Annotated in this window: 12 protein-coding genes; 3 read left to right on the forward strand and 9 right to left on the reverse strand. The window is 56.3% G+C overall.

Features of this window, described 5'->3' with window-relative positions:
* The first annotated feature begins 71 nt into the window (after window positions 1–71).
* Window positions 72–767 carry a dethiobiotin synthase gene (gene bioD / locus E3U32_RS19545; protein ID WP_111965730.1) on the forward strand — a complete coding sequence of 232 codons (696 nt, stop codon included), beginning with the start codon at window positions 72–74 and terminating at the stop codon, window positions 765–767.
* On the opposite strand, the gene clcB is transcribed toward bioD, so the two are convergent.
* The 9 genes from clcB to E3U32_RS19590 all read right to left on the reverse strand — a co-directional run bounded on the left by clcB (window position 702) and on the right by E3U32_RS19590 (window position 9,766).
* On the reverse strand, window positions 702–2,012 hold the full coding sequence (clcB, locus tag E3U32_RS19550; RefSeq protein ID WP_134350090.1) for a voltage-gated ClC-type chloride channel ClcB: 1,311 nt from the start codon (window positions 2,010–2,012) through the stop codon (window positions 702–704). The two genes, bioD and clcB, sit on opposite strands and share 66 nt — an antisense overlap.
* A 102-nt stretch (window positions 2,013–2,114) precedes the next feature.
* The gene (gene osmV / locus E3U32_RS19555) at window positions 2,115–3,263 is read right to left on the reverse strand and encodes an osmoprotectant ABC transporter ATP-binding protein OsmV (protein ID WP_134350091.1); all 1,149 of its coding nucleotides are present in this window, start codon (window positions 3,261–3,263) and stop codon (window positions 2,115–2,117) included.
* Window positions 3,263–3,910 carry an osmoprotectant ABC transporter permease OsmW gene (gene osmW / locus E3U32_RS19560; protein WP_014169860.1) on the reverse strand — a complete coding sequence of 216 codons (648 nt, stop codon included), beginning with the start codon at window positions 3,908–3,910 and terminating at the stop codon, window positions 3,263–3,265. The genes osmV and osmW overlap by 1 nt, the downstream gene beginning before the upstream one ends.
* An 8-nt stretch (window positions 3,911–3,918) precedes the next feature.
* Window positions 3,919–4,818 carry an osmoprotectant ABC transporter substrate-binding protein OsmX gene (osmX, locus tag E3U32_RS19565; protein WP_134350092.1) on the reverse strand — a complete coding sequence of 300 codons (900 nt, stop codon included), beginning with the start codon at window positions 4,816–4,818 and terminating at the stop codon, window positions 3,919–3,921.
* Window positions 4,819–4,836: 18 nt separating this feature from the next.
* Window positions 4,837–5,547 carry an osmoprotectant ABC transporter permease OsmY gene (osmY, locus tag E3U32_RS19570; RefSeq protein ID WP_134350093.1) on the reverse strand — a complete coding sequence of 237 codons (711 nt, stop codon included), beginning with the start codon at window positions 5,545–5,547 and terminating at the stop codon, window positions 4,837–4,839.
* A gap of 281 nt (window positions 5,548–5,828) precedes the next feature.
* On the reverse strand, window positions 5,829–6,452 hold the full coding sequence (locus E3U32_RS19575) for a glutathione S-transferase family protein (protein ID WP_134350094.1): 624 nt from the start codon (window positions 6,450–6,452) through the stop codon (window positions 5,829–5,831).
* 68 nt (window positions 6,453–6,520) lie between these two features.
* Complete coding sequence (locus E3U32_RS19580) at window positions 6,521–7,264, reverse strand: YoaK family protein (protein ID WP_134350095.1); 744 nt, start codon at window positions 7,262–7,264, stop codon at window positions 6,521–6,523.
* A gap of 130 nt (window positions 7,265–7,394) precedes the next feature.
* A complete protein-coding gene (locus E3U32_RS19585; protein ID WP_134350096.1) occupies window positions 7,395–8,591 on the reverse strand; it encodes an MFS transporter in 1,197 nt (398 codons plus the stop codon).
* Between the two features lie 47 nt (window positions 8,592–8,638).
* On the reverse strand, window positions 8,639–9,766 hold the full coding sequence (locus E3U32_RS19590; protein ID WP_134350097.1) for an alpha/beta hydrolase: 1,128 nt from the start codon (window positions 9,764–9,766) through the stop codon (window positions 8,639–8,641).
* A 114-nt stretch (window positions 9,767–9,880) separates the two neighbouring features.
* Here E3U32_RS19590 and E3U32_RS19595 point away from each other — a divergent pair, with 114 nt between their 5' ends.
* Both E3U32_RS19595 and E3U32_RS19600 read left to right on the forward strand, forming a co-directional pair.
* Entirely contained in the window at window positions 9,881–10,765 is an 885-nt protein-coding gene (locus E3U32_RS19595) for a LysR family transcriptional regulator (protein WP_134350098.1), read from the forward strand.
* 385 nt (window positions 10,766–11,150) lie between these two features.
* Window positions 11,151–11,543 carry a putative T6SS immunity periplasmic lipoprotein gene (locus E3U32_RS19600; protein WP_353620405.1) on the forward strand — a complete coding sequence of 131 codons (393 nt, stop codon included), beginning with the start codon at window positions 11,151–11,153 and terminating at the stop codon, window positions 11,541–11,543.
* Window positions 11,544–11,847: the final 304 nt, after the last annotated feature.

Below are 11,847 nucleotides of genomic sequence, written 5' to 3' on the forward strand. Positions count from 1 at the left end.
CGTAGACTTCCTCCACTGAATTATTTACCTGGTTTATATTTTCGAAGCATACCCAAGAGGTGGAGTGAGTCATGCTTAAGCGTTTCTTTGTTACTGGTACAGATACCTCTGTCGGCAAGACCGTCGTATCCCGCGCATTGCTGCAGGCTCTTGCAGCAAGCGGTAAACGCGTGGCAGGGTACAAACCGGTCGCAAAAGGCAGTAAAGAGACGCCAGAGGGATTGCGTAATAAAGACGCCCTGGTGCTGCAAAGCGTCTCGTCACTGGAACTGCCTTATCACGCGGTCAATCCCATTGCGTTAAGCGAAGAGGAGAGCAGCGTAGCGCACAGCGGCCTGATTAATTATCCCCTGTTGTCCGACGGCCTGGCGAACCTGAGCGAGAAGGTCGATCACGTGGTGGTCGAAGGCACGGGCGGCTGGCGCAGCCTGATGAATGACCTGCGTCCGCTTTCTGAATGGGTGGTGCAGGAACAGCTTCCGGTGGTGATGGTGGTGGGTATCCAGGAAGGGTGCATCAACCATGCGCTGCTGACGGCGCAGGCGATTGCCAATGACGGCCTGCCGCTGATTGGCTGGGTGGCAAACCGCATCAACCCGGGCCTGGCGCACTACGCTGAGATCATCGACGTGCTGAGTACCAAACTGCCCGGACCGCTGGTGGGTGAACTGCCTTATCTGCCTCGCGCCGAACAGCGCGAGCTAGCGCAGTACATCGATCTCTCTGCCCTCGGTGGCGTGTTGACCGTAGACCGAGTCGTGGCGTAAGGTCCGCGACAGCACGGACGCCACCACGCAGGCGACCAGTAAACCGGGCAGTAAAAAATACTGCCCGGTCATTTCACAGACCATCAGCGCCGACATAATAGGCGCATGCGTGGTCGCAGCGAGTAACGTTGCCATTCCCGCCAGACCCAGCAAAATCGCCGTCTCAGAACCCGGTAACCACAGCGCGAAAAGTTGTGCAAACAGCATGCCTGTCGCCATGCCGACAAACAGCGTGGGCGTAAACACCCCGCCCGGCGCGCCCGAACCGCTGCTTGCCAGTACCGCCAGCAATTTACAGATAAACACCCCGGCAATGACCGTCAGCAGGGGCGGGGCGAGCAGAAAAGCTTGAACCACGCTGTAGCCATTCCCCCACACCTTTGGCGTGAGGAGAGACAGCAGCCCGACGATCAAACCGCCCAGCGCCAGCTGCCAGGGCGGAGAAAGTTTCAGGCGCAAAAATAAAGAATGACTGAACGCCATCAGCCACATCAGCAGCGGACCGCAGAGCCCCGCCAGCAGGCCCATGGCGACCAGCAGGCCATAATCTGCCGCGCTGAGGATGCCGCTCAGATGGACCGCGTAGAGCGTGCCGGCACCCGGTGACAGGAGCTGCGTGGTGAGAAGCGCCACCACCGCCGCAATCACCACGGGGCCGAGCGAGGCCAGCATCAGCGTGCCAAACAGAATCTCCGCAATGAACAGGCTTCCGGCTAAGGGCGCATGGTAGGCGCTGGCCATCCCGGCCGCGGCACCGCAGGCGATCCAGAGCTTCCATTCTGATTTCGGCGTAAAGCGCCGGGCGAAAAAGGAGGCGGCGAGGGCGGCGAGCAGGATCATGGCCCCTTCACGCCCGATGGCGCTTCCGCTGGCAACGACCAGCAGCGAAGCAAGGGATTTAACAAGGCTGGCGCCGTAATCAAACTGGCCGTCATCAGTCTCCAGGGCTTCCATATAATCGGTGGGGGCGTGAGGCCGCTGTGCAGTCAGCCGCTGCCATCCCCAGAGCAGCAGCCCGGCAGCCAGCCCGCCCAGGGCTGGCGTCAGCGCGCGCCGCCAGGGAGATAGCGACGCGGCGGCATTCACCAGGCTCCCGCTGTCATTGCTCAGAAACAGCCACTCCAGCAGGTACATGCTGTGACGAAATACCGCAACGGCCAGCGCGGCCAGCACGCCGGTGACGGTGGCAATCAGCAGGCGACGAAACATCGCGCGGATGTCGGGGTAGGTATGAAGACGTTGCATGAGTCGTATTTTAACGAGGACAATACGATATTGTGGCGGGAAATCGCGGGGTTAGCAAAAGGTCTGCGTGCGAAAAGGCCGGGTGATGCCCGGCCGGAAAGGTTAGCTGTTGCTATGAATATTCAGCGCTCGACGCGTACGGCCTGAACTCAGGTACTCGGCAATATAGTCCTGCGAAATCTCGCCGTTGTAGCGCCCGTCCTCATCCACGATCGGCATCCAGCTGGTATTGCTCTCATACAAGCGAGAAAGCACCACGCGCAGGTTGTCTTCCGCTTTGCCGGTCATGCGGAACGGATGCAGGATGTCGGCGCAGGTACCGCTGGCGTTGCGCGCTTCGCGGCGCTTAACAAAGCCCAGCGGTTTGCCGTTCTCATCGACCACCGTCACGGCACGAATGTCATTATCATCCATGGTCGCAAAGGCTTCGGGAAGCGGCGTAGAGCCCCGCACCGTGATGGTCGGCTGCTGGTCGGTCACGTCACCTGCGGAGACCAGCAGCAGGCGCTTCAGCGTACGGTCCTGGCCGACAAACGAGCCGACAAAGTCATTCGCCGGCTTCGCCAGCAGCTCATCGGGGCTTGCGCACTGAACGATTTTCCCCTGACGGAATACCGCGATACGGTCGCCGAGCTTCAGGGCCTCGTCGATATCGTGGCTGACCAGCATGACGGTTTTTTTCAACTTGCGCTGCATCTCCAGGAACTGGTTCTGGATCACCTCGCGGTTGATTGGGTCCACCGCGCCGAAGGGTTCATCCATCAGCAGTACCGGAGGATCCGCCGCCAGGGCGCGAATGACGCCGATACGCTGCTGCTGCCCGCCGGACATCTCGCGCGGATAGCGATTGAGGAACTTATGCGGATCCATCGCCACCATATCCATCAGCTCCTCGGCGCGGGTTTTACAGCGCGCTTTATCCCATCCCAGCATGCGCGGTACGACGGTGATGTTCTCTTCAATGGTCATGTTCGGGAACAGGCCAATCTGCTGGATCACGTAGCCAATATTGCGGCGCAGGGTCACGGTGTCCATGCCGCTGGTGTCTTCGCCGTTAATCAGGATCGTTCCGCTGCTTGGGGCGATCAGGCGGTTAATCATCTTCAGGGTGGTGGTCTTCCCGCAGCCGGAGGGGCCGAGCAGGACGCACATTTCCCCTTCGGGCACGTTCAGGTTAACGTTATCGACGGCTTTAACGGTCTGGCCGTGCTTCTGTGAAAATTGTTTGGTGAGGTTTTCCAGTTTTATCATTATCGAATCCCCTTTGGAGTCAGTACCACCTGCAGACGGTGCAGCAGCCAGTCGAGCACAATCGCTAACAGACAAATCATCAGCGCGCCCGCAATCAACATGCGAATGTCACTTCCGCCGATGCCGTTGAGCAGCAGCAGACCCAGGCCGCCCGCGCCGATCACCGCGGCAATCGCCATAACGCCGATGTTCATCACCACGGCGGTGCGGATGCCGCCGAAAATCACCGGCAGCGCCATCGGGATTTCAACCCAGCGCAGGCGCTGCCAGAACGTCATGCCGATGCCGCGCCCGGCTTCGCGCAGGCCCGGCGGCAGGCTGTCGAGCGCGGTGTGGGTGTTACGCACAATCGGCAGCAGCGAGTAGAGAAACACCGCCGTAATCGCGGGCAGGGCGCCAATCCCCTGACCGATCAGCGAAAATAGCGGGATCATCAGGCCAAACAGAGCAATGGACGGAATGGTCAGCACGATGGTGGCTATTCCCAGCACCGGCGTCGCCAGCCACTTGTGGCGGACAATCAAAATGCCCAGCGGGACGCCGATGAGAATGGCTAAGCCCACGGCCAGCGCCACCAGCCACAGGTGCTGCAGCGTCAGGGTCAGCAGGTAGTCCCAGTTATCGAGAATGTAGTGAATCGTCTCCATAGCGCCTCCTACAGCAGCTGTTTGCTACGCAGGAAATCTCGGGCGACCTGCTGCGGTGACTGATGGTCGATATCCACCTTCTTGTTCAGTTCGGTGATAACGTCGTTATTGAGCTGGGCCGAGAGGGTGTTGAGCGCCTCTTCCAGGCCCGGGTTGGCCTCCAGCGTGTCCTTACGCACCACTGGGGTGACCGCATAGCTCGGGAAGAAGCCTTTATCATCCTTCAGCACTTTCAGGTCGAAACCCTTCACGCGGCCGTCGGTGGTGTAAATCAGACCGGCATCGACGAAGCCGTCGCGCACCGCGTTGTAAACCAGGCCGGGGTCCATCTGGCGGATCTGCGGGCGGTCCAGCGTCATGTTATAGGCCGCCTGAAGCGGCTTCATGCCGTCGCTGCGCCCGGCAAACTCCAGGTCTAAGCCCAGCAGCCAGTTTTTGTCCGGGTTGGTTTTACGAACCTGCTCAATCTTCGCCACCATCTCTGACATAGTGTTGATATGTTCCGCCTCGGCGCGCTTGCGCTGCATGGCGAAGGCATAGGTGTTGTTCATATCGGCGGGTTTGAGCCACACCAGACCGTGCTTCGCGTCCAGGCGTTTCACCGTCTCGTAAGACTCCTGCGGCGACATGCGCTTGTTGATGTGGTTAAAGATGATTAATGACGTACCGGTATATTCCCAGGTCATATCAATCTGTTTGTTGATCATCGCGTTACGGGAAATCACCGTGGCGATATTGGTTTGCGGCTGAACCTGAAAACCCTTCTTTTGCAGGTACTGCACGGTCATCGCCGAGAGAATATGCTGCTCGGTAAAGCTCTTGGTCGCCAGAATCAGCGGTGCCGCCATTGCCTGGCTGGTGAACAGCGCCGCGGCACACAGCGCCGTCAGGCCGGAAAACAGTCTCATAAAAGCTCCTTGTTATTGTTATCGAGCGAGATGGGGACTCATCACGCGACCCAGCGCCGCCAGCAGGGTATCGAGGATCAGGGCGAACAGGGCGGTGGCCGCCGCGCCGAGGATCAGGGTTGGGAAATCGTTCAGGTAAATACCGGGGAAAATCAGCTCGCCGTAGCTGCTGGCGCCAATCAGGAACGCCAGCGGCGCGGTACCGACGTTAATGGCGGTGGCGATGCGGATCCCCGAGAGCATGACCGGCCAGGCAGCAGGCAGCTCGACCTGGCGCAGACGCTGCCATTTGGTCATCCCAATCCCGTTTGCCGCTTCCAGTAACGACGGCGGGACCGAGCACAGCCCGGCGTAGGTATTGCGCACTATCGGCAGCAGCGAAGCGAGGAACAGAGCAATAATGGCGGGCGTATCGCCGATGCCAATCACCACCATCGCCAGCGCCAGCACGGCCAGCGGCGGCAGCGTGTTGCCGACGTTGAAGATTTGCATCACGTATTCGGCGATACCCCGCGCGGCCGGGCGGCTCAGCAGGATCCCGGCTGGAATACCGACCAGCAGGGCAAAAAACATCGACGAGAAAACCAGAATCATGTGCTGTTGCCCGAGATAAACCAGGTCAACCTGACGCGCCTTAATCGTCTCCAGCCCGATGCCCCAGACGAGGAGGGCGAGGATCACGATAATGGCGCTGACGAACAGCAGCGAACGTTTGAGTAATGGGTGCATTGCGGTGTGTCTCCCTGTGCGCATGCGTTATAGCAACCACCGGTTGCCTGTTGTTATGCCATGTTTCGGCAGGGGTAGATGACCTATAGCAAGCGTTTGGGAAGGGTTCCAGCGAAGGGGGGAAATCAGTAACCCTATGAAAAATGAGATAACCTTAGCTCAAGCCTTATGGTAAAAGGCCTTGATGCGGGTCAGGCAGAATTATCTTAAAGATGTTTTTGATATGTGACACCGTCACTTAATGGGAGATAACCCGCACGATGTGGTGCGGGTCGCAGGCATTACACCATGCCGTTATTGCCGTGGCGTAAAAACGGCGGACGTTGATTCAGGCGTTCAAACCAGGCTTCAACAGCGGGCACGGCCGGTTTATCAAACGGCGTCATTTTCCAGCGGTTAACCGACAACCCCAGCACGATATCCGCGAGGGTGAAGCCTTCACCCGCCACCCATTCCCCTGAACGCTGGAGCTGTTGCTCAAGAATAGTGATGCAGTGATTCCACTCTTTAATACCTGCGGCAATTCGGTCTGGATCGTTAAAATCCGGGTTGTTACGGCCCAGGGCCGGAAAGACATAGCGCCAGGCGTTGTTGAATTCAGTCGCTTGCCAGTCCATCCAGCGTTCGACGTTAGCACAGGCCTGCGGCTCGTCGGGGAGCAGATCGTCGCGACCCGCCTTACGCGTCAGATAACGGCAGATAGCGTTGGATTCCCATAACACAAAATCGTCGTCGATCAGTACCGGCACCATGGCGTTCGGGTTCATGGCGCGGAAGGCCTCCGTTTGCGTTGAGGCGAAGCCGCTACCGTAATCTTCCTGCTGATACGCAATACCAGCTTCTTCGCAGGTCCAGAGCACTTTACGCACGTTAATGGAGGTTGTTTTACCGAGGATTTTAATCATGCAGACGCTTCTCTTCACTGTGGGGAATCGTTTAAAAACAATACACCCGCAGTGAAGAAAAGAGGGAATTATTTACTGAGAGCAGGGCGAACCCTGCGCACGCGAAGCGAGATCCTCATGATGGAGAAGGCCGCAACCACAACGAGCATTAAGCCCAGCGCCAGCATCGCGTGAAATCCAAACCCTCTGAACAGGATCAGCCCTGCAATACCGCCGGTAATAAACGAAAACAGGGTGGTTAAATGGGTTTTGAGCTGGCTTTTTTGGGCCGCAGTATCTTTAGAGTAATCCCGTCGCAGCATGGCGACGACGACAGAGGCCAGCGATATTCCCGCATCGGTAAGCGTTCCTGTGATATGCGTCGATCTCACCCGTCCGCTGGAAAGCTGAGTGGAGGTGGAATTATGAATGCCCATCAGGCCACACAGGAAAACGATAATCTGACGATTTGTGGAAAATGAGTGGAAATACATTTCGTACAGCGAAACGCCGGCCAGTAATAATCCCTCAATAATCAGAATCTGACAAAAAATGAGCCTGACGTTATGGATAATGCCCCACAGCACCATTATGCGCGCCGCTATCGCCCCCGCCACAAATGAAAGGATAATAGCGCCGAAGAAAAGAATATCGTTCAGGTCAGTGGAAGAGACTTCACTTGATAACTGGGAGGTATTGCCTGTCATGTGGGAGGGAAAGAAGCCAAACGCACCCAGCGCGATGGCATTCAGCAAACCTGCAGAGGTCGCCAGCCACAGGGCAAGCCGACGATCCTCCTGATGCGTTCGATCTTTTTTTAGCTTAATGAGCAAAGAATACCTCCGGTTTGAGCTTTGCCTTTTCAGGCTAGCAAAGCGCGTGAATGGGCTGACCAGGATATTGCTTAATTATTAGCGTATTGAAAAAGAGTGGGGGTTTCGTAATTAATTAAAATAAGCCTGTTTATTTAATGCCTTTAGCGTGCTGGCGGGACGTGTAAAAGGTTATTACCGCCGCGCTTATCAGCAATAGCCCGCTCATGGCGAACGTGCTTTGCCAGCCAACATGGTCAAACACCGTGCCGCCCGCCGTTGAGCCCAGCGCAATGGAAAGCTGAATAACCGCAACCATCAGCCCGCCGCCTGCTTCAGCATCATTGGGAAGGGTGCGGGCGAGCCACGTCCACCATCCGGTAGGTGCTGCCGTTGCCAGCATTCCCCAAAAAACCAGCAGCAGGGCGACGCCCCCGACGCTTTGCCCGGAAAGAATTAACAATCCGGCAATGGCGGCCATCAGCAGAGGGATCGCCATCAACGTCAGGTAAAATGCGGCGTTAAGGATTGGGGCGATAATCAGGGTGCCGATAAAGCCCGCCGCTCCGATAGCCAGCAGGATCAGCGATAGCCCGGCATCACTCACCTGCGTAACCGTTTCAAGAAACGGCCGCACGTAGGTAAAGAGCGCAAATTGCCCCATAAAGAACAGGCCGCAGGCAATCAGGCCGACAGAAACCACCGACTGGCGAAACAAGCGAAATACGCTCCCGCCCGCAGCGGTATTTTTATTGCATTTCATCGTCGGCAGGCTAAAGCACTGCCAGATAAAGGCCACGATCGCCACGGGAACCAGGCACAGAAAGGCGCCGCGCCAGCCAAGGGTTGCGCCAAGATAACTGCCCAGCGGGGCCGCCACGACCGTCGCCAGCGCGTTCCCGCCGTTGAAAATCGCCAGCGCGCGGGAAACCTGATGTCTCGGCACAAGTCGAATGGCCGTTGCGGCGGACATTGACCAAAAGCCACCGATCGCGATACCAATCAGCGCGCGGCCAGCCATATACACCGAGTAACGGGATGCGAAGGCAATAACGATCCCCGATATCGCCATCAGCAACGTCATCCCCAGCAGGAGATATTTGCGATTCATATTTCCGGCCAGCCGGGACAGGAAGAGGCTGGTCACAACGGCCAGCGCGCCGGAGATGGCAATTCCCTGGCCCGCGAGCCCCTCCGTCACGTCCAGATCGCTGGCGATGGGCGTGAGCAAGCTAACGGGCATAAATTCTGATGCAATCAGCACAAATACGCACAAGGTCATGGCAAAAATCCCGCCCCAGTACGACGTCCCGGCTTGTTGTGATGTGGTTTGGCTTAATGTGGACATATTCAGATTTCATCAAGAGCCACCCGTAAAACGGGTGGCATAGGGGGTTATTTCAGGCTGGTTTTGAAGAACTGCTCGAACTGCGCGAAAGGGATCTTCCCGGCAGCATTGTCGTACAGGTCGACATGGTTCGCGCCTGGGACAATCACCAACTCTTTCTGCTTACTGCCGACGGCTTTATACGCATCTTCTGCAAAATAGCGGGAGTGCGCGTTTTCACCGGTTACGATAAGCGTAGGAATGGTAATCTCCCCGGCATAGCTCAGCAGCGGCATATTCATGAACGATAATGGCGTTGTTGCGGTCCACGCGCCGGTGGAGTTGACTGAGCGGGCATGGAAGCCGCGCGGCATCCGGTAGTAATCAAAGAACTCCTTGAGTACCGGATTCGGGTTGGCGGGTAACGCTTCCGGCAGAATACGTTCCGCAGCAGTCACCTTGCCGTTGGCATCGACATAGATGTCATGACCGCCGTGCGCGAAGGTGCCGCGCTCGGCATCTTTCCAGCGCTGCTCGTTCAGATACTGCAGGACGGCACGGCGATCGGACGTTGAATAACGATCTTTGCCGTCGCCGACGCCGTGACCCATCGCCCGGCTCATGTCGTACATCACGCTGGTGGCGACCGCTTTCACGCGGGTGTCCATGGAGGCCGCATTCAGCGCCATCCCGCCCCAGCCGCAGATGCCGAGAATACCAATGCGGTTACGGTCGACCTCTTTCTGTAGCCCCAGGAAATCCACCGCCGCGCTAAAGTCCTCGGTGTTGATATCCGGAGAGGCGACGTTGCGCGGCTGTCCGCCGCTTTCACCCGTGTAGGACGGGTCGAACGCCAGAGTCACAAAACCGTGTTCTGCCAGGGTCTGCGCATACAGGCCGCTGGACTGCTCCTTAACCGCGCCAAAGGGGCCGCTGACGGCGATTGCCGCCAGCTTACGGTCTGCACGGTCTTTCGGGAGATACAGATCGCCCACGAGGGTAATTCCGTAGCGGTTCTGGAACGACACTTTGCGGTGGTCGACTTTGTCACTCTCGGCGAACGTTTTGTCCCAGGTGGTCACCATCGAAATGGGCGCGTTTGGGTTGGTTGTTTCTGCATAACTCATTGTCGTTACTCCACTTAATGATGCGCATAGCAGCATCGCAACTGACAGTTTTTGGGTGAATGTTTTCATCAGAGATACCCTGCGTTGTTGTGATGCGGTCATTATAGTGAGCAGAAATAGTGCTGATTAGAGGCCCAGAACTGCTAGGATTCATATCAGATTGTTATAAATGGCGAAGACAAGATGGCGAAACGGGAAAACTATAATGAGCTGTATCTCTTTACGCAGGTGGTGCGGGAGGGAAGCTTTACGGCTGCCGCGCAGCGGCTCGGGCTCGCACAATCCGGAATAAGCCGTTCGGTGCGGGAACTGGAAGCGCGCCTGGGCGTTCAGCTGCTGGTGCGCACAACGCGAAAACTATCGCTGACCCACGCGGGGGAGCAGCTCTATCAGACCGCCGAGTCCGCGTTCGATACGCTTGATAATGGCCTTGCGACCCTGGCGCATTTCCGCGAGACGCCGTCCGGTACGGTGCGGATTAACGCCAGTCAGCACGCCATCGATAAATGTCTTCTGCCAAAGCTTGCGGTCTTTAAGCAGCGCTATCCTGATATTCGCCTGGAATTGATGAACGAGAGTCGATTTGTCGACATCATCACCGAACGGTTCGATGCGGGCGTTAGGCTGGGCCCGGAGGTGGCGCAGGGGATGATCGCGGTGCGTATCACGCCCGATATGGAGATGGCCGTGGTTGGTACTCCGGAACATTTTCGGCGCCACGGTTTCCCGCAGACGCCAGCGGATTTAGGGGGGCATCCCTGCATCGCCTACCAGTTTGCCGATGGCAGCCTCTATCAGTGGGAGCTTGTGGTGGACGGAAAGAGCGTTACCCATCGGCCGGAAGGGCAATGGGCGCTGTCGGACAGCTATATGGAAGCCGAAGCCGCTCGTCTGGGGCTCGGGCTGGCCTATGTGCCGGTGGAGCTGGTGGCCGACGATCTGGAGCGCGGCATGCTTATCCGGGTTTTGCAGCGCTACAGCCTGCGCATGGACGGGCTGTTCCTCTATTATCCGCATCGTAACGTGTCGCCCGCGCTGAGAGCGGTGATTGATACGTTGAGGATTTAGGGGAGGGGGTTGTTGTTCTGGAAATGCGCCTCAAAATTCGTAATTGCTCACAGAACGCATGTGATATGAAGTTCACATGTTTTATTTTTGCTAGAATCAACGAGTTAGTCGTTATGTTGTGTCGGTAAAAACGAAGGCAAATATATTAATAACTTATTGAAAAAACATTATGGAGGATGTGTGAGTGATACTGAAGGAAGTTTAAGACTCTTGACCCCAGGTGAAATAGCATTAGCGAGATCTGTCTTCGGAAGTTCTATAGCCTATAGAAGATCGTAAAGTTTCCTATGTGGGACCTGTAGACGATCGGCTTAACGCAAACTATCAAAAAGTTCTTGAAGGATTCCCGTTCAAATGATCATATTTAAAAAAAACAATATTATTAATTGTCCTTCTGAGCGGCTGTACATTAGGTGAAAATCTCGAGCACAGGTATACCAAAGAAGCATCAATTCCTGCGCATATGAGAAACAATGATGTTTGCCTTACCTTACCTATGCAGGGCCAGGAGGTAGTGGTATCAGCAATTACATATAACATTGAGAAACCTGAAGAGCAGATTATTTTCCCATCTGGCAAACAACCGCAATCCGGGCTTTTCTGTATTCTGCCCGGCGAGTTTACATTCAAAGCAGATCGGGAGTACCTCACTCAGATTGAAGTGAATGTAGGTACAGAGGGAGAAGATAAGAAAATAACCAGAAAAGCGTATGTTTCAACCTTCAAGGTTACAGGAAACGGCGACAGACTTAATATTATTCAGACCGATCATAAATAATCCCTCACAAATCTAGTGCGGATTAGCATCCATCGCCCTGAGGGCGGAGGTTGATCCGCTAAAGAGTAGCTTTTAGATGGCCGGCTAAGCGAAGCGCCCCCGGCTTGACCGCCTTTCTGGAAGACGCCTCGCAAACTGCAAAATAACCCTCTGTAATCGAGGGTTATGTCTTTTATTCATTTCTACGGAGTCGTAAAGTGCCTGCGTTGCGGCACATCCGCAATCGGGCGTAGGAACCCGCATCTACCATATAGTGACATTTCGTATGTCGCGGCAGCGCCGATCCCGTTACAATTGCGGTGGC

The organism is Lelliottia nimipressuralis (genome assembly GCF_004402045.1).
GTDB lineage: Bacteria > Pseudomonadota > Gammaproteobacteria > Enterobacterales > Enterobacteriaceae > Enterobacter > Enterobacter chinensis.

Coding starts and splice junctions, on each gene's coding strand:
- osmY (WP_134350093.1), bottom strand. CDS start 5,547: ATGCACCCATTACTCAAACGTTCGCTGCTGTTCGTCAGCGCCATTATC.
- osmX (WP_134350092.1), bottom strand. CDS start 4,818: ATGAGACTGTTTTCCGGCCTGACGGCGCTGTGTGCCGCGGCGCTGTTC.
- clcB (WP_134350090.1), bottom strand. CDS start 2,012: ATGCAACGTCTTCATACCTACCCCGACATCCGCGCGATGTTTCGTCGC.
- bioD (WP_111965730.1), top strand. CDS start 72: ATGCTTAAGCGTTTCTTTGTTACTGGTACAGATACCTCTGTCGGCAAG.
- E3U32_RS19590 (WP_134350097.1), bottom strand. CDS start 9,766: ATGAAAACATTCACCCAAAAACTGTCAGTTGCGATGCTGCTATGCGCA.
- E3U32_RS19575 (WP_134350094.1), bottom strand. CDS start 6,452: ATGATTAAAATCCTCGGTAAAACAACCTCCATTAACGTGCGTAAAGTG.
- E3U32_RS19595 (WP_134350098.1), top strand. CDS start 9,881: ATGGCGAAACGGGAAAACTATAATGAGCTGTATCTCTTTACGCAGGTG.
- E3U32_RS19585 (WP_134350096.1), bottom strand. CDS start 8,591: ATGTCCACATTAAGCCAAACCACATCACAACAAGCCGGGACGTCGTAC.
- osmV (WP_134350091.1), bottom strand. CDS start 3,263: ATGATAAAACTGGAAAACCTCACCAAACAATTTTCACAGAAGCACGGC.
- osmW (WP_014169860.1), bottom strand. CDS start 3,910: ATGGAGACGATTCACTACATTCTCGATAACTGGGACTACCTGCTGACC.